Consider the following 18932-nt stretch of genomic DNA (forward strand, 5'->3'; position numbering starts at 1 on the left):
TTATTCAAATGAGCGGTAGATCTTATCGATGATCTCCACGGTCTTTAATCCTTCAAAGGAACTGGTATTGATGGAACTTCCATTCTTCAATACGTCAATAAGGTTCTCATAAACCTTGTCGTGGTTGGACATAGACCCCGTGTACTTTCCGTAGTTATTTGCGGAATTGCCTTCGGGAAGGTTTTCGATCTTATAACCTTCAATATTTTGGTATTCCATCTCATTGAGGTACTGCCCCCCGATCTTTACGGTACCTTTCTCTGCGAAGATGGTCAGTGAGCCTTCCATGTTCTGTCCGTAACTGTTTACGGTATAGTTGATCGTTCCAATGGCTCCGTTGTAGAATTCCAAAGCAACAACTCCAGTGTCCTCAAATTCAATTACTCCTTGGTGGGCGAAATTGTTGGACATTCCTTTGGCAGATTTCACATCACCGATCATCCAATACAACAAATCCACAAAGTGACTGAACTGGGTGTATAATGTCCCTCCGTCAAGGTCTTTAGTCCCTTTCCAAGAGTTTTTGTAATAATCAAAGTTACGGTTCCAGAAACAGCTTAATTGAACGCTGTAAATCTTACCTAGAATCCCCTGATCAATAAGTTTCTTTACTTCTGCTACTGGCGGATTGAAACGATTCTGCTTAATAGCGAACAGACGCTTGTTCATGGCCTCTGCGGTCTTGATCATCTCTCCACAGTCGTGTACATTGATGGCCATTGGCTTTTCACAAAGTACGTGGTATCCGCCATTTAATCCTTGAATAGAGTGTTGTGCGTGCAGTCCATTTGGAGAACAGATGGCCAAAACATCAATATCGTCTTTGTGATTCTCAATCAATTCCTCAATGGAATAATATACTGCAGCATTGTATTTACCACCAAGAGTGTCGGCCTTTTCCTCTACGATATCGCAAACCGCAACGAGCTTTCCGTTATTTGAAATGTGCTCGGCATGCCTGTTGGCTATTCTACCGCATCCAATTATTCCGAATCTTATCTGTTCCATAATCCTTTATTTAGCATTAGTTAGGTCTGTTGATTTTGAACCCTTTTAATCGTTTTTTGCCCAATACTCGTACAATTCAAGCGCTTCCTTGTAGGCCTTAGTCCGCATTAACGGATTTAATTCAGACTGATAGGAAGCTTTAACGTCTTCTCTTTTTTGGTTTGGACCTAAATACGTGGTCGCATCGTGAAAATTAAACACAGCCTCTACATTCTTCTCGTTATGTTCAAACGGAACGAAGTCGCTTCCACTAAACTCATTTAATGACTTAATAACTGCGCCAAAGTCCGTGGTAACCTCCTTAAAGGTCGCCATCAAAAATTTACCTTCGTAACGCTTCAAATTTTTGTAAAAAAATACATATTCTTTGATCAACCAAAGCATATTGTATTTTTCCTTAAACTCTTCAATAGGCGCCATTCTAGATTTTAAAGCCGCATAAGACAACACACAATCTTTAGGATGGCGAATAAGGCACAAGGTTGGAATTTTATAATGGATTCCCAAGGCTATGTGCGTGTACACATGTAAGTGCGTGGCGATGACAGAATCCATACCATTGGATAACATAAAAGCCCGAATGGCAAAACTGTTGGCCGAACGCGGATATCCTTCGATTACCACATCAGAATTAGGACCGACAATTTGATTTACATTTTCAGTTCCTTTATATCGAGAGAGTTGAATTCTGCGGAATAAAAATGGAAAACGCTGCACAAAAGTCTTTATCAACCTAAGAGTAATGTAATTCTTGTAATACTGTAAAGATTTCATTTTGGTCCTTTAATTAATGTCCATATAGTTCGTTGATAATAGATTCGCCTATGGCCAGCGACGACGTAGCCGCAGGAGATGGCGCATTGCGCACATGCATCACATTTCCTTGCCTTTGAATATCAAAATCATCCAGCAGTTTTCCTTCACGATCACAAGCTTGGGCTCGTACACCAGCGCCTCCAGGCTCTAAATCACTCATCTTCACTTCTGGGATCAACCCTTGTAAAGCCTTAGTGAATTGGCGTTTGGAAAGCGATCGGTACATTTCTTTGGTACCCGTTTTTCCGTATTTCCCAACAATCTTCCAAAATCCTGGCCAACGCAAGGTGGCTGCAAGATCCTTGAGATTCACGTCAAAGAATTTATAGCCTTCACGCTTAAAAGCGAGTACCGCATTAGGTCCAGCTTCAATTCCACCCTCGATCATTCGTGTAAAATGCACCCCGAGGAACGGGAAATTAGGATCCGGCACCGGGTAGATCAAGTGCTTGACCAAACCTTGGCTTTCCGGTTTGAGTTTGTAATATTCCCCACGGAACGGAATGATCCGAAGATCTTCTTCTTCACTGGTCATGTTAGAAACACGATCAGAAAACAAGCCAGCGCAGGAAACCACCTTAGCGGCAGTGAAACTTCCCGTGTTCGTTTTTACCGTTACGCTGTCATCGGCCGGAATAATTTGCTGTACGTTTTGCTTGAAAAGTAGACTTCCACCCTTTTGGCAAATTAATTCCTCAAGCTTGAGGCACATACCCGGGTAATCAATGATTCCCGCTTGAGGCACGTGTATTGCTTTAATTCCTCGTACATGAGGTTCGATCTCTTTGATTTCTTCCGAATTCAAAAAGCGAAGCCCTTCTAAGCCATTTTCAACACCACGCTCATGGATGGTCTCCAACAAAGGAAGCTCTTCCTCTTTAACGGCAACAATAATCTTTCCACAGACCTCGTGCTTGATGTCGTGCTCTTTGGCAAACTCCAAAAGCATTTTGTAACCTTTACGGCAATTGATTGCCTTACTGCTTCCCGGTTTGTAATATACACCACTGTGGATTACGCCACTGTTATTGCCAGACTGGTGTTTTCCAACAGCTTCCTCTTTTTCAAGTACAAGTACTTTTTTATCTGGATACTGCTGCAAAAAGGTATAGGCAGAAGCCAAACCTACAATTCCAGCCCCTATTACTAGGAGATCAAAAGTTATATTTTCGGTTGGTTGACTCAAGTGGTCCTATAGTATCATTCCAGCTGCAACGGTTTCATGAGTTGCATCGTCAATTAAAACAAAACTTCCTGTAATGCGGTTATCGCGATACTCATCCAACATAATTGGACGGGTGGTGCGGATGGTAATACGCCCAATGTCATTCATCTTGAGTTCTTTATCCTCTTCCTCGCGATTGTAGGTGTTGATGTCGATCTTATAGAGCACATTCTTGATCATAGCCTTAGGCTCGTTAGAAGTATGCATCAAGGTGTATTTAGTACGCGGTCTTGCCGGGTTGTTGTGCAACCAACAGATCATCGCATCAAATTCCTGCTTGGACTCTGGTTTGTTGTTGGTCTTAACAATCATGTCTCCGCGGCTCACATCGATATCGTCTTCCAAAGTAACTGTTACAGACATAGGCGCAAAAGCCTCTTCAACTTCTCCGTTGAAGGTATCTATGGTCTTAACTTTAGAAGTGAATCCAGAAGGCATTACTGTAACTTCATCGCCAGGTCTTAAAATACCACTGGCAACACGACCGGCGTATCCTCTGTAATCAATAAAGCCTTCACTTTGCGGGCGAATAACCGTTTGCACTGGGAATCTCGCATCGATCTTATTGAGATCACTGGAGATATGCATATTTTCCAATACGTGTAACAAAGGCGCTCCTTTGTACCAATCCATATTCTCACTGCGATTCACCACATTGTCCCCATTCAAGGCGCTGATCGGAATGAATCGAATGTCTTTTACCAAAAGTTTAGAGGAGAATTCCTCAAACTGGCTGATGATCTTAGTGAACGTCTCTTCTTTATATTCCACAAGATCCATTTTATTCACACAAACGATCACGTGTGGGATTTGCAATAAAGATGCTATAAACGCGTGTCGTTTGGTCTGCTCTATAACTCCGTGACGTGCATCGATCAAGATCAATGCTGCATTAGCCGTTGATGCTCCAGTCACCATGTTTCTGGTATACTGAATATGCCCAGGAGTATCTGCGATGATGAATTTACGTTTTGGCGTCGTAAAGTAGCGGTAGGCCACGTCTATGGTGATCCCTTGCTCGCGTTCATCGCGAAGACCGTCTGTGAATAAAGCCAAGTCCACACCTTCATGTCCCTTGCGCTTACTGGTGTTGCTCACCGCTTCCAATTGGTCTTCAAATATAGCCTTGCTGTCGTAGAGCAGTCTTCCGATTAAGGTACTTTTACCATCATCTACACTACCGGCTGTTGTAAATCTTAGCAGTTGATTGTTGCTGATTTCCATAAGTTCTTTCTGATTAAAAGTATCCTTGACGTTTACGATCTTCCATGGCGGTCTCACTGCGCTTATCGTCGGAACGATTTCCGCGTTCGGTCTGTTTCATTGCCGACACTTCCATGGCGATCTTTTCAACGGTGTCTGCGTCGGACTCAATACCTCCGGTAATGGTGATATCACCTAAGGTTCTAAAACGAATCTTTTTCTTTTCTACCTTCTCTCCTTCTTCCAATTTCAAGAATTCAGAAACCGGGATCCAAGAGTCGCTTCTCCAAACCACTTCACGCTCATGAGCAAAGTATAAAGAAGGAATCTGAATGTTCTCTCTTTGGATGTAATTCCATACATCCATCTCCGTCCAGTTACTGATCGGAAAGGCTCTAAAGTGCTCTCCTTCAAAATGACGACCGTTGAGTATGTTCCAAAGTTCTGGACGCTGGTTCTTTGGGTCCCACTGTCCAAAATCATCGCGGTGCGAGAAGAATCTTTCTTTGGCACGAGCTTTTTCCTCGTCGCGGCGGCCTCCACCAATGGCGCAGTCCACTTTATGTGTTTCAATAGCATCGAGCAAAGTAGTGATCTGCAATGCATTTCGCGTAGCGTTCTTTCCACGCTCTTCTGCAACACGCCCTTGGTCAATAGATTCCTGTACTGAGCCCACCAAAAGCTGCACTCCAAATTCTTTTACAAGAGCATCTCTAAAGGCAATGGTCTCCGGAAAATTATGACCGGTGTCTACGTGCATTAATGGAAACGGAATCTTGGCAGGATAAAATGCCTTCTTCGCCAAATGGGTAACCACGATAGAGTCCTTACCTCCTGAAAACAGAATTACAGGATTCTGAAACTGCGCCCATACTTCGCGCAGGATAAAAATCGCTTCCGACTCTAATTCGTCTAGATAGTTTAAATAATATTTGCTCATGCTAGTTGTTGAGTTCTAACTTCGACGCCACCGCTTGTAAAACAAGGGCAGCAGATTCATTTATATCAGTTAAAGTGGTGTCTATCCTCAAATCCGGATTTTCCGGAGCTTCATAAGGTGCATTTACACCTGTAAAATCTTTGATCAAACCTTGGCGTGCTTTAGCGTAAAGACCTTTAACATCGCGGCGTTCGCACTCCTCTATCGGGGTGTCCACAAAGACTTCGACAAAGTTATAATCTTTAACGACACTTTTAACCATTTCTCGGTCCTTTTTATAAGGCGAAACAAAGGCCGCCAGAACAACCGTTCCGGCATCGACAAACAAGTTTGCAATCTCTGCTATTCTGCGAATGTTTTCAGATCGATCTTCCGGGGCAAAAGTCAAATCAGAATTAATACCTTTTCTGATATTATCGCCGTCCAAAGTATAAGTGTGAACCCCTTGCTTATGCAGGGCTTCTTCTACAGCATTGGCCACAGTCGACTTTCCAGAACCAGAAAGGCCCGTAAACCAAATCAAGAACCCGCGATGCCCGTTGAGTGACTCTCGGTTTTCTTTATTAATCCCGAATTGATGTGGAATTACATTTTCCTGCATGCCTATTTCTTTAGTTTTTTGAGATAGTTCCGAACACGCCCTAGTGGTAATTTTAACCACAGGCGTTCGTGAAAATAATACAAGACAAATTTGGTAAACATCTCTGTCAGTGCAATATATAGCGCAATTTCATCAAATTCATTGAGGATTGCTCCTGCGATAATAAAGGTCGTAGTAGTCGCGACAAGACGCCAAGAGATGGTTTTAAAGAGCGTTCTCTTCTTAGTTATACGTTGCCCAAAAAGAATCTTTTGCCAAATTCGTTCGTGAACATAGTAGATCCCAAGTTTCAAAAAGAACTCAATAAAACCGATCTTCAAGCCATCGGCGAGGCTGCACTGATCTGCCAAGCAGGTAACCAACAAAACCACCAATACAGTATCGGTCGTAGCTACAATTCGCCACGATATACCTTTGATCAGGCTTCGGTAATGCGATTCTTGCTTGTAGTGCGTCATGACTAAAGTTCCTTACTCACCAAAAACCAAGGATTCAAAAGATTCTCCTTGTTGTAGCGCATCGGGCTGTTAGACGGCAATGCTACGACATGAACACCCACGGCCTCACAAATGGCTTGTCCTGCGGCAGTGTCCCATTCCATGGTTGGCGCAAATCTGGGATAAACATCTGCTTTTCCTTCAGCCACCAAACAGAACTTCAACGAACTCCCTTTAGAGACTATTTCTTTTTCCTTAGCGGTGGCCAAACCTTCAATATATTCTTTGGTTTCGTCGTTCAAATGTGACCGCGAACCAACTATGCGCATTTGCTTTTCGTCTGCTTTAGGTTGAATCAAAACAGCAGATTCCATAAGTTCTTCAGCAGATTCATAAGATTCCGGCACAACGATCTTCCAAGCCTTCTCAAGGTCAGTCTGTGCAAAATACAATTCCCGAGTATATGGAGCATAGATCACTCCAAGTTTAGGGACGCCCAAATGCGTTAAGGCAATATTGACCGTAAACTCACCGTTGCGTTTGATGAATTCCTTCGTACCATCAAGCGGATCAACAATCCAACATTGCTCCCAGGACTTGCGCTCCGAGTAGTCCAATTGCCTGTTTTCCTCGCTGATAATCGGAGTTCCAGTAGGCTTCAAATAGCCATTGATCACGTCATTGGCTTTCTTATCAGCAATAGTTAAGGGTGAATTATCATTTTTGATCTCTACATCAAATGGAGCTTGATAGACATCCATAATGACATTTCCAGCCTCTAACGCAGCACGTACGGCTATTAATAATTGCTCAGAAAGAGCAACAACAGATTTATTCAATGGGTTTCTGATTAAGTTTAGCTTTTATCTCAGGGAATAGTTTTCTAAAAACAATAATTCCGGCGCCTAGAACAGCTCCAACTATGATATAAGCTATGATTAAAATTAACTTACTGGGCCCGGCGGGCTCTAAAGGAACTGAGACCGGTTTTAATACTGTAAAAACTGGAGTATCCCGTTTTACTTGGAGCTTTGCAGATTCAACCTGGCTGGCTAATTGAGAATAAACGTTGAAAGCGAGATCGTTCTCAGTCTTCAGTTGCTCGTAGCGATTCTCACTAACAGAACTGATATAATTTTTATTTCGGTCTCGAAATTGACCGAGTTTTTGTCGCTTTTCTTCATAGACTTGCTCAGCTTCATTGTAGCGTTTATTCAAATATTTTAATTCCTCTCTAGCCTTTGAAATATTGAAGTCTATGATTTTATCCTGCAGCAATATTTGTACATTCTTGGCCAAATTAGCTGAAACCTCCGCATCTGGAATTGATACTGAAATTTCAACAAACCCTTCAAGCTCATTGAACGAAACATCCATATGCTTCTCTAAATAGGCTATTTTAGATTTTTCTGCTTTAGAAAGTTGAATTATAGTCGTATCAACATTTTTATAAGTCTTCTCTTCTTTACTGCGAAACATACGCACGATCCTTCCAGGGAGACCAACGGTGTACTTATAAACATAATCAGAAGGAGAATTAAGATTAATACTTTCCAAATAGTCGTTTAGATTGATCTTATTTCCGGAATCGCCTGTTTTAACTTCGGAATAAAGAAGTCCTTTTTGAAAAGGTATGCTTGTGGCAATTACGGGATATAGTGTCGGGAAAATTTCATTCTTCCCGTTGTCATCCAAATTTAATCCTACCAATCTCGCAAAACCGCCTAACTTTTTGCCTAATCCAGGACTTCCACTGATTTGAGGTAAGATAACCGTATTAGAGACGTATTGATTGGGCGTAAATACAGCCATTAGAATTCCGATCACGAAGAAAATGATCATACATCTAATGACAAATAGCTTTTTTCGCCAAATGTGACCTAATATTTCAAAAATGTCAATGTTATCCATTTCAGATTATCTTATAAGTCTATCAATTAAAAGCCCAACGGTTACCAATCCTGTGGTAATACCAACTCCTTCCTGTACCGTTAATGGACGTCTGTCTGGTTTAGCCGGCACCAAAATAATAGCACCTGGTTTTAATTTAGGAAATGATCTAAAGAACAAAAAGCGTTTGGTTGATGCGATATCACCATTGGCGTAGACCACATAAACTTTGCCTTGTTTGGCGTTGGTTGAAAAACCACCCGAACGGTTTATATAATCTAAGAGGGTAAAGTTTTCATCAAAGCGAACCATGCTCGGAGAAAGCACCTCTCCTTCTACTTTAATGGTTTGCTTGGTAGATGGAATGAAAAGCTCATCTCCGTTTTCTAAGATCAGGTCGTATTTAGAGCCTCTCCCGTCCGTGCTCAATATCTTTTGAAGATCAATACCTACTTTGAATTCGCTGCGGTTACGCAGGTCTAGATTCGTTGCAGTACTGTCTTGCAGATCTACGCGTACGGAATTTTGAATCTCTTCATTGTAGTAAGGATTCTTTCTGATCATATAAGCTCCTTCCACAAAGGCATAAGGAGATACACCGCCCGAACGGTCTACTAGATCTGAAATACGCTCGTCTTTCTGAGCCAAGGAATAAGATCCTGGACGAATTACCTCTCCGCCAATTTGTACTGTTTTGTAATCGCCGTACCCCTGCATATATCGAACCGCTACACGATCAAAAGGTTGTAATACGAATCCTCCAGTGCTTTGACTCAAAGTTTCGTCCGCGCTCACTGAGAAGCTCTCTGTCAAAGTTTCAAAACTATCGTCGTTGATTCTTCTGTAAACATCAATAACCATTGGATTAGCTCCAGCACGCAATCCTCCAGCGATCAAAATCAGATCTTCAACAGTAAGATTTTCAATGTACGGATAGCTATCTGGGTTATTTACCGCACCGTCAATGGTTAGCGTTTGTTCCTCGGTCAAGCTGTATTTATTGTAGATACGAACCTCATCATTGGGTTGTAAACTAATATCGTTTTGTCCATTGATCACCTCTGCAACAGAAAAGGAACGTGAAGTTTTCTTAACACCATCTGTGGTACTGATCAAAATACCGCGCTGCATAAAGGCCGTTTCATTAACACCACTAGCCTTATCGATCAAGCCTTTTAGCGTCAGCCCGTTTTGGAATTCATATGTTCCTGGTCGGTATACAGCTCCTTCAATGCTTACTGCATTTTCAAACTTGTCAATGATTCCTTGTACTCGAATACGATCTCCGTCTTTAGGCTGGGCACTTTTCATTTCAGCAAGTGGAATTTCCACAACTCTACGACGGTCATTCTCAATGCGCTCCAGAACGATCAGATCCCTGTAGGCATTACTTTTGAATCCACTGGTGTAAACAAATAGATCTGCAAAGGTTTCATTTTCTTTCAGTTCGTAGATCCCAGGTCGCTTTACTGGACCACTAACCGTAACGCGAGTCTCGTAAGGTCCTACTAAAAGCACATCACCATCACGAAGGGTAAGGTTTCCGTCCTGAGCGCCTCGAACTAAGTATTGGTATACGTCAAAAACGGCCACGTCTTCCCCATTACGAACCAGCTTAATGTTTCTAAAAGTCCCTTCTCGTGTTGGTCCACCGCTGGCATAAAGAGCATTGAGTACTGTAGATAAGGCACTCAAACTATAACTACCTGGAACTTTAACTTCTCCGATAATGTTGACCTGAACGGTGCGTACATTTGATATAGCGATATCTAAATTCACTCTATATGGGCTACTAGCTGGAGCAGTAAGTCCTGCATAAACCCGCTTAAGAGCACTTCTTATTTTTAGTTTGGCGTCTTTGATGGCCATTCCACTTACATATATGGGCCCTATGTTTGGAATACGTAAGGCGCCTTCTCGGTCAACTTCAACCAAATAATTACTTTCTGCCGCTCCCCAAACGCTTATCACCAACTCATCTCCAGGTCCTAAAACATAAGATTCCGGAGTTGCTAGGTTTTGATTTGGTGCAAAGGAGATATTGTCGTTGGCAAAGAAATCAAATCCGAAAAGTGAATCTTTAACCACCGCTCTTCCCCAAGTGTTTGCCGTTGCGGTTGCGGGCGTACTTAAAGTCAGCGGATTAGAAGTGGTGTCGTAAACATCAGAAGCCGCCTGACCGTCCAACAACATTAAACGCTCTTCTAAGGCAGCAATCTGCTGGGGAGAAATCCCGCGAGCTCGTGCTACAGCTTTAACTTGATCAATGGTATAACCTTGAGCGTGGAGTTGCTCCCAGTATTCCAAAAGTTCGGAATCAGTTAGGTTGTTAAGATCGCCCCCAGACACTGAGCCTTGGGCCGTTGTTTGTTGAATCCCTATGGCAAATAAAAACATTGCCACAAGGGATAATTGCTTCACAAACTTGGATGTAATCATGTGGTCGATAAATTGATATTCTCAGGGACTAAAAAAACCAGCCCTCAAAACTTGCGCAAATATAAAAAATATAGCCAAGAACCCTAGTTTTTCCGCAAGTCTTTGGGAGAAATGAAGAAGGGTATCTTTGGCTTGTAAAAAGCACCAAAAAGCATACTTCTTTGTAACTTTGGTCTGTGAGAAAATTCAAATACATCTGCACTTTCGTATTCCTCCTAACACCAACTTTATTTTTAGGGCAACTCCAAGGACTTACTCCTTTGTCAAACGAAGTAAGTGAGTCAAGTGGCTTGGCCTATGATGGAAAGCTTCTCTGGACACACAATGACAGCGGTAATCGGGATGTTCTCTACGCCATCGATTTGGAAAATGGCGAGGTGATCAAAAAGGTGTTCCCTCCAGACACCTACAATGAAGATTGGGAAGACTTAGCCATTGGAGATAAGGGCATGGTATTTATTAGCGATACTGGAAATAATGATTTTTCCCGAAAAAGCTTGACGATCTATGGTGTGCTTCCAGATGCTGATGATACTCAAACTGTGTTGACCACAACCATTGAGTTTCCAAAAAACTACACTACTAAAAAGGGCAAGATCAAATACGATGTGGAAGCCTTGATCTACCGCGACGGCTCTTTTTACTTATTCACCAAGACCTTTCGGAATAAATTCAAAGACCAAACCGCAGTTTTTGAAGTGCTAGCGCAAAATGGGACGCAAACTGCGCGCTTCTGCGGCACCATTCCCCTGTGCGGCAAAGAAAAGAATTGCAAGATTACTGCAGCGGCATTTCACAAAGAAAGCGGTCAATTAGCTTTATTGAGCCATAAAAACTTGTGGCTCATTCCAGATTTTGATCCAAACGCATTGGACGCTATTACCTTAGAGCGCTACGAATTTGAGGACGATTCTCAAAAAGAAGGCCTGTGTTTTAAAAACAGCCAAGAGGTGTTTATTAGCGAAGAACGCAACAAAGGGAGCCAATGGTTATATCTGCTTCAACTCAAAGAGTAAGCTTTAGAGGGAAACTCCAAATCCAAATGAGAATCGCAAGCCGTCATCACTATTGAACAGCCCAAACTGACCTGAGATCGCATCTACAGCAGTCACTAAAAGACCACCACCAACACTATCGTGCCAGATATTTGAGTCTTCTCCGTCAATCCAAACACGTCCTAGGTCATAACCACCAAACACCCCGAGTTTCAAAGGCAATAAGCCCGTTTTAAACTTAGTGAGTTGTAAGCGTAAATCTGCAGACATGGCCAACGCACTCTCTCCTGTGAATCGCTGGTGACGATAGCCTCTAAGACCCGTATTAGCCCCTAAAACGGCCCCTTGATAGAATTCAAAATTGTCTCCAATGTTAAACTGTCCTTGAATTTGAGTGCGCAACACCAGCCTACGCGAGCCAATTAGCGCGCTGTAAAACTCAAGGGAGGGTTTTATAAAGGCAAAGTTTCTGTCGCTTTCTTTGAGATTGGCTGTTGCTCCTGCTGAAAAGTCAAAGAATATTCCACGTGTTGGATAAGCTCTATTATCTGCTCCCGTGTAATTGTAGTGGAACAGCAGCGTACCAAAGGTTTTTGAGTCAGTGAGAATTGGATCGTTAGCATCAAAGAACTGGGTCACGAATCTGTCCGGAGTCGGGTCTAACTCTATGCGCTCTGCGCGCAGCGATACGGCGAAACTGCTCCCCGCATCACCTATTTTTTGTACACCGATCGACCCTTGAAGAATACCCGTTTTAACTCGATTGAAATCCAAACCAAGATCATCGTCAAAATTGTCCGTTTCATTTCCGAATCCGAAGAAATTCAAAGCAAAATTCTCACTTGTAAATCGCGCACCAGCAACCAAATCCCAATTGCCAAAAGTGTTGGCAAAATTTCCTTGATACTTCAAATCAAAACCTTGAGTGGCAAAGAAATAACCCGCGCTAACCACATGCTTTCTGTGATAAGGATCGTTTTTGAACCCTTTTACCGTGTAGGTATTGGTCGCACCGATCTTGATACCATCATCGGGATTAAACCCAATGGTAGGCACTATCATATTGATGCGATTGATATACTTGTCAAAGTCGTAAACGTTATTGGAATAGATGTCTTTTAATCGCAGCTCAGCTCCTCCTGTATTTACAATGGTATTCGGCTTGGAGGCATGATCGTAAATCTTTATGCGACGTCCATCCTCAAGATCATAGATATCGTTATTCTGTCCACCAATCACACGAATAAACACCGGGTTGTTTCCACCCCCACTGGCAGTAATTCTGTCGTCATCATCCAAAGCGTAAATCCAAACCTCTTTGGTTTCAGAACTCTTAACTGTTCTGGTTTTGAACGGGGCTTGTGCAACTCCGTCTTTAATGCGACTTACGGTGATTCTGGTCTCCCCACGACCGCGTTCAATATTGATCAGATCATCTTTGTCAGTGGCAGTGATGATTACCAACTTGCTCAAATAAGTATAGTAGCGTTGCGCTAAGTCATCTAAGTCCAGAATACGTGCTTTGAGTTTTGCCTTGATGTCCTCGGCAGTTTCATCCTGAACTTCCGGAGGAAGCTTAGAAAATGCTTGCTCTATGACCTCATCGGTCATTTGTTGTTGTATGTAAGCCGCCTGCTCCAGCCAAACATTGAGATTACTGTCCTGAGTGAGTGCTCGGTCTAATTTGATCCCTGCGGAGTTGATCCACTTTATATCTTTTTGCTCAAAATCAAACTCTTGAAATTGTCTTGTGGTCGGAATGATCACTTTCAAGAAATCTAAAAGAGCTCCGTCATAATTGGAATAAACCTGATCCCGATCACGTGGAATGGGACGATAAACCTTCTGATCTTTTGAGATATCAAATCGAGACCAACGCCATTGATCCTGGTGACGGTCCCAATCTCCCACCAACATATCAAACAAACGCGCCTTGATATAACTCGCCTCATCGACTTGATATTTTTCATCGGCACGTAAGTTGGCCAACATATCTGACGTGCTTTCTATATCATCAGGATTTCCAAAAGAAGCAACGTCTAAAAAGCCGTCATCTGGTCGTTCCTCAATGATGTAAAGCTCATCGCCAAACTCCTCATTATACTTGCCCAATGCCGGATGTTTTGGCATATAGACCAGCTGTGGATTGGTATGGTATAATCCGATGGCATCAGAGAGCGGCCCAACGGTAAAACTCGCAAATGGATGACTGGAGGTGTAGAAATCAAGGAGTACATCTTCTGTGAGGGTCTCTTTAAAGTCTTCTTCTACATAATTATCCTTAAAAGCCACTGTTTGAAGGAATTGCACCGCACTTTTCTTTACAGCGCGTAATGCGAAGTTACGGCCCTGACCGTCAATCAATCGCAACGATCGGGTCTGGTGTCCTCCACCTTTTCTTTCAATAGTGAAGCCTCCCATAAACTCATCTAAGGTGACCACAGGAACTTTGATGTCTGTACCGTAGACATAACGATAGTGATCTCCCCAGAACCAGCGGTATCCATCGGTTTTATCAGTGCCTTCTTTGTATGCCTTAGCTGCTGTTTCATTTTCAAAGTCAGTCGGCAAACCACTCGTATCAAAAGGCTTCTCAGCAGGATGAACATCTGCGGAATGCACTAAAGTTGCAGTAGCTCCGTCCATAGTATAAAAGCGGACCTTACTGGATCGATCGTCATAAATATCAAGCACCGCAAATCCTCGAGAACTAGAAACAAAATCTGCACCAGGCCCTAAGGCAACTGGATTGCTTTTGGATCCCGCACCAGATACAATCTGTTTGATATTATCCAGATCAATGTATTGCAGGGTGTGTTCATGTCCGGAAACAATCACTGCTCGATCTGAAGCTGTGACCATAGTAGTTATGCGGTCCATGAGCTCATCGTATCTTTTGTTGTAGCGATCTTGATTGGTCACTCCGCCTTGAGAACGCGCCAAAGCCACAAAAGAACCTAAGATCGGCAAGGGAATCTTACTGCCTGATGGAAACAAATGTTGACGAGCTGCAAAATAGCCTCCATGCGGTCCATAGGTTATTGCTGGATGGTGTGTAGCTACAATAATGGTCTTCTCATTGTTCTTTTTGAGTTCTCCTTCCAACTCCAAGAAAAAGTCATTGCGGGATTTGATATCGCAGTCGTCATTCATGGTCGGGTGCTTGTCCCAATCCACCATGAACCATTGGGTATCAATAAAAATGATCTCCAGATCATCATTGATGGATTTGGTTCTTATTGGACAACCCTTCTCCGGTTGAAACACCTCATTGTTATCGGTGGCTTTCTCCAAATATTCCTCTTGACGCTTTAATCCGGGCAGTCCGCGACTGTACCAATCGTGGTTTCCAGGTATGAAATAAGCTGCTCCTTTGAAATTGGTTATGGCTGCAACTTGAGCATCTAAATAGCCTTTTGCAGCATCGTAAGTTTTGTCTTTTTTAGGCGGAAGGCCTTTGGGATAGATATTATCGCCTAGAAAAATGGCGATATCATCAGCCTGACCTTCTGCTTCCAGAATATCCTTAAAACCGTCAATGGAATACTTATCAGGGTCCTGACTAGCAAAACCAGCATCGCCTAAAAGAAATATGGAATGGGTCTTTTTTGCTGTCGACGGGGGTTGGGTGTAAGTCGAGTCTTCAGCGATCTTTGTTGAGTAGGTAGCACAACTCAGAACAATAAATGCAAGCGCCAAAGAAAGGACGAGTTTAAATTTCGACATAAGAAGTAATGATAATTTAGTAATTTGGCGTAATAATCGAACAGATGAATTCCCTTATCCAAAATACTCACGAGTACGTTTCACAACTATTAGAAGAGAAACTTCCTCCCGAGATCGTCTACCACAATCTACTCCATACCAAACGCGTATTTAAAAGTACAAAAGAAATTTTGGAACACAGTTCCGTAAGCGAGAAAGATGCCGAAGCGCTTGAGCTTGCCGCGCTGCTCCACGATGTTGGATACATAAAGCAATGGGACGGACACGAGGAGATCAGTGCGAATATGGCACAAGACTACTTGGCTTCGCAAGACGTGCCTCAGGATCAAATAGATACAGTTAAGCGCTGTATCCTTGCCACAAAGATGGTTTACACTCCAAAGGATGAGCTGGAATACATCATAAGAGATGCGGACGCTTCTCATTTTGCCAAAGACTATTACCTAGAGGCCTCAGAATACTTGAGAGAGGAGCTTAAAAACTTGAATATCCAAGATTATTCTACCCGCAAATGGACATTGGTGAACATAGATATGTTTGCTAATAAACACGAGTGGTATACCGATTATGCAAAAGAAAAATGGGAGCCTCAAAAAGCGCTGAACCTAAAAATGCTCCAAGAGGAAAGCGCCTCTCAAAAAGAAAAGAAAAAGAAGGCCAAGCTTGCCAAACTCAAAGCCAAGCTCAAAGATGAAAGCCCAGAAAAGGCCATTCAATCCATGTATCGTGTGACGCTGCGAAATCACATCAAACTCAGCGATATTGCAGACACCAAGGCAAACATCTTGCTTTCCGTAAACGCGATCATCATCTCCTTAGCCTTGTCTAACTTAATTCCAAAACTGGACAATCCTTCTAACGCCTATTTGATTGTTCCCACCGTAGTATTCGTGATCTTCAGTGTAGCATCAATGATTCTATCGGTATTGGCCACAAGACCTAACGTGACTCGAGGAAAATTCACCCGTGAAGATGTAGAACAAAAACGCGTGAATCTTTTGTTCTTCGGAAACTTTCACAAAATGGAATACAAGGAATTTGATTGGGCGATCAATCAAATGCTCAACGACAAGGATTACATCTACTCTGCCATGACCAAGGATCTTTATTTCTTAGGAATTGTCCTGGACAGAAAATACAAGATCCTCCGACTGACCTATACGGTATTCATCGTAGGAATTATTGTCTCTGTAATTGCCTTTGCCATTGCCTTTCAATGGTCTGCGGGAATCCGTGAAGCAATGGGAACTTAATTCTTGATCTCTTTCATCAGATCTTCATAGGTGTAGAACTGCTTGTCGTTCTTTTTAGTCTTGTAAAGAACATCCACGCGGATCGCCTTAAGACCTGTTACGCCTTGTAGATCTTCTAATTCCACGACCTCTACCTTATCACTCAAAACGTTTTTGGACTGCAAGAACTTGATATAACGCAAGTATTCCTGCTCGTCACTGCGTTGAGAATACACAATAGCGATCTTGCCCTTTTTGGTTACACGCTTGGTGGTACCTTTGATATAGGCTTTATCTACACGCTTTTTAACCACCTCATAACGGGCATTGTAGGTTCCATCAACATCAAAGCGTTTTTCATCCATTCTAAAACGAACCGAAAGCGCCGAGTTAAAAACTAAGATCATCGAGGCTACGTCAAGATCTAATGGAAGCTTGGGCTTCATATTGTAGTAAGCATTCTCCATCTCACACATCACCTGTAATTGCCAGAGGCGCAAATTGTAGAGATACAGCTTGTTGAAGCTGTCTTGCTTGGTGATGGACTCACCGATATACATATTGTGCTCTACCCCATCCGTTTTGAAGCGTTCAAAATAATGCGGATACATCCCTTGTGCTTTGGCTTGCTTCTTATCCAAGAGTTCGGACATCTTTTTATTGATCAAGGTAATGGAGTTGTCGTAATCTTTTCTGTGCTTATAGATCAAATTTAAGTTTGGATCAAGTTGTCCACGATAATCAGCAATAGCAGCGGCTAATTCTGGAGACAATTTATTGAAGTGATCAAATAAGGGCTTGATATTGTCTTTGATGAAGGAGCGTATCTTTTGCTCGCTGTCCACCTTCAAATCCTTGTGTATGATCTCTAAATAGCTGTCAATGCGATGTATGTATTGTTCGTAGATCGGCATGGGTTCTTTCTCCAAGCCGAGTTTGATCACGTCTTTTATCGCCGCCAACTGTAAAATCAAATCCGCTTGAATCGCGTGATTTCTGGCTACAGAAGAACCTTTGATATCGATCTGCCCAAAAAGCGGATACACATTATCAAAGACAATCTCTCTAAATCCTACCTCTTCTCCGGCATAGCGCTTGGCCAATACGCGCTTGGATTCCTGCACAAACTTCCAGTGCACGCTGGGGTGGATGGACGTACACTCATGTTGAATCAAAAGCTCGATCTCATTCTCTTCTCTGCGCTTGGAACTCCGCACCGAGTCAATGATATACGGCATTATATCATTGAGTTTATTGGCATTGATGGAGTTGAGTTCCTGCGGATTTGGAGAAACCAATTCCAACACTCCCAAAACTTTGCCCTCATCACGGACAGCGGCCAAAATGGCGCTTCCCGCCTTTTGAGCGTGTAATTTTTTGTATAGTGGATTCTTAGGATACAGTCTGTGGAAACGCTCCACGTCAGAAACACAATAGTATTCGTTAGAGACAAACAAAGCCTCATAAGAATGCGGACAAAGCGCTCTGTCGCAAGAGGCGCTCATTTCACCGTTGAGGATAAAACTGTTGATGTTCTTTCCCTGTGGAATGGGTTCAAACTGATGTTCCTCAGCATTGTAAACCGCAAACCCCATCTTGATATCTGGCAAGTTGAAAATCGCCTGTAAAATGGTTTGAAACTCTTCGATGTCCTCATCAACCTTTTCATCGTTTTGACGCAAAAGGGTGGCTTTGAGATCAGACAGCGCTACATCCACGGTAGCATCGTACATATTTCCGATCACAAAACCGTTAAACTCCCAGCTTTGAGGCGGAAACTTGGATTTCCAAAGTTCAATATTGTCGTAATTATCAATAAGCTCCGCGATATCCTCTTCCGTAAGGGCTAAAGCTCTTTCAGTAGGTTTCATCTCAATGAAATCTCCGTTGTAAAGCACGCGGTAGTTTCTTGTAATTTGATTACTGTCCGGAATCGCAAAATGGAACGGACGTCTAAAGTCCATGCGCTTGCCGTAATGTGCTCCTAAGATCACGCTACAACTCATCACATAGAACTCATCCGCAGTAAAATCTGTAAAACTTAGATCGTAATTACCCTCTGCATTCTTGAGAATACTCTCAAAACGTTGGGTCGATTTAAAGACGTAATTGCGAAACGGAATGGTCGCTATCTTGATTTCATTGCGCTGTAATACAGGAGAAAACAGATCGCTTAGAATAAAGTCGATCTGCGGCTTGAAACGCTCCACATCTTCGGGAGTTTCCAAACCAGTGGTCAGCTCCGGATGCTTATCGGCCAGTTCAAGCACCGCTTTTGCGCGCTCTTGTACTAGCGGATCCGTGCTATTAATATGCTCTTTGTAGTGTTCAAAGAGTTTTCCGAACCCAATTTTTATGGTTAACGGAAAGTTGTCATCACTCAGATTCATGCCTAGAAATCAATTACTTAGACGCCTAAT

General features: G+C 42.7%; 14 protein-coding genes. 2 read left to right on the forward strand and 12 right to left on the reverse strand.

Annotation, left to right across the window (positions count from 1 at the left end; translation table 11 throughout):
* Genes HRT75_RS04065 through HRT75_RS04110 form a run of 10 tightly spaced genes read right to left on the reverse strand, consistent with a single transcriptional unit; the run spans position 1 to position 10559 of the window.
* Positions 1-1008: a Gfo/Idh/MocA family oxidoreductase gene (locus HRT75_RS04065; protein WP_291182948.1), complete on the reverse strand. Its 1008-nt coding sequence runs from the start codon at positions 1006-1008 to the stop codon at positions 1-3.
* A 45-nt stretch (positions 1009-1053) separates the two neighbouring features.
* Entirely contained in the window at positions 1054-1782 is a 729-nt protein-coding gene (locus tag HRT75_RS04070) for a sulfotransferase domain-containing protein (RefSeq protein WP_291182950.1), read from the reverse strand.
* A 13-nt stretch (positions 1783-1795) separates the two neighbouring features.
* Complete coding sequence (gene lhgO, locus HRT75_RS04075; protein WP_291182952.1) at positions 1796-3010, reverse strand: L-2-hydroxyglutarate oxidase; 1215 nt, start codon at positions 3008-3010, stop codon at positions 1796-1798.
* A gap of 6 nt (positions 3011-3016) precedes the next feature.
* Positions 3017-4273, reverse strand: a complete 1257-nt coding sequence (gene cysN, locus HRT75_RS04080; RefSeq protein WP_291182954.1) for a sulfate adenylyltransferase subunit CysN — start codon at positions 4271-4273, stop codon at positions 3017-3019.
* Between the two features lie 13 nt (positions 4274-4286).
* Positions 4287-5192, reverse strand: a complete 906-nt coding sequence (gene cysD / locus HRT75_RS04085; protein ID WP_291182956.1) for a sulfate adenylyltransferase subunit CysD — start codon at positions 5190-5192, stop codon at positions 4287-4289.
* Position 5193: 1 nt separating this feature from the next.
* Positions 5194-5793 (reverse strand): adenylyl-sulfate kinase, encoded by a 600-nt coding sequence (cysC, locus tag HRT75_RS04090; RefSeq protein WP_291182958.1) that lies wholly within the window; start codon positions 5791-5793, stop codon positions 5194-5196.
* A gap of 2 nt (positions 5794-5795) precedes the next feature.
* Positions 5796-6251, reverse strand: a complete 456-nt coding sequence (locus tag HRT75_RS04095) for a DUF2061 domain-containing protein (RefSeq protein ID WP_291182960.1) — start codon at positions 6249-6251, stop codon at positions 5796-5798.
* A 2-nt stretch (positions 6252-6253) separates the two neighbouring features.
* Complete coding sequence (cysQ, locus tag HRT75_RS04100; protein WP_291182962.1) at positions 6254-7069, reverse strand: 3'(2'),5'-bisphosphate nucleotidase CysQ; 816 nt, start codon at positions 7067-7069, stop codon at positions 6254-6256.
* Positions 7062-8141 (reverse strand): Wzz/FepE/Etk N-terminal domain-containing protein, encoded by a 1080-nt coding sequence (locus HRT75_RS04105; protein ID WP_291182964.1) that lies wholly within the window; start codon positions 8139-8141, stop codon positions 7062-7064. Before HRT75_RS04105 ends, cysQ begins: the two co-directional genes overlap by 8 nt.
* A gap of 6 nt (positions 8142-8147) precedes the next feature.
* The gene (locus HRT75_RS04110; protein ID WP_291182966.1) at positions 8148-10559 is read right to left on the reverse strand and encodes an SLBB domain-containing protein; all 2412 of its coding nucleotides are present in this window, start codon (positions 10557-10559) and stop codon (positions 8148-8150) included.
* Positions 10560-10735: 176 nt separating this feature from the next.
* Here HRT75_RS04110 and HRT75_RS04115 point away from each other — a divergent pair, with 176 nt between their 5' ends.
* A complete protein-coding gene (locus HRT75_RS04115; protein ID WP_291182968.1) occupies positions 10736-11575 on the forward strand; it encodes a hypothetical protein in 840 nt (279 codons plus the stop codon).
* A 3-nt stretch (positions 11576-11578) separates the two neighbouring features.
* On the opposite strand, the gene HRT75_RS04120 is transcribed toward HRT75_RS04115, so the two are convergent.
* Positions 11579-15280, reverse strand: coding sequence for a metallophosphoesterase (locus HRT75_RS04120; protein WP_291182970.1), 3702 nt, complete (start codon positions 15278-15280; stop codon positions 11579-11581).
* A gap of 44 nt (positions 15281-15324) precedes the next feature.
* Between HRT75_RS04120 and HRT75_RS04125 the strand changes: the two genes are divergently transcribed.
* Positions 15325-16533, forward strand: a complete 1209-nt coding sequence (locus tag HRT75_RS04125) for a Pycsar system effector family protein (protein WP_291182972.1) — start codon at positions 15325-15327, stop codon at positions 16531-16533.
* Here the strand turns inward: HRT75_RS04125 and HRT75_RS04130 are convergent.
* The gene (locus tag HRT75_RS04130; RefSeq protein ID WP_291182974.1) at positions 16530-18902 is read right to left on the reverse strand and encodes a GAF domain-containing protein; all 2373 of its coding nucleotides are present in this window, start codon (positions 18900-18902) and stop codon (positions 16530-16532) included. The two genes, HRT75_RS04125 and HRT75_RS04130, sit on opposite strands and share 4 nt — an antisense overlap.
* Positions 18903-18932 lie beyond the last annotated feature (30 nt).

Origin of the sequence: Gilvibacter sp., from assembly GCF_013214815.1 — a bacterium.
Taxonomy (GTDB): Bacteria; Bacteroidota; Bacteroidia; order Flavobacteriales; family Flavobacteriaceae; genus Gilvibacter.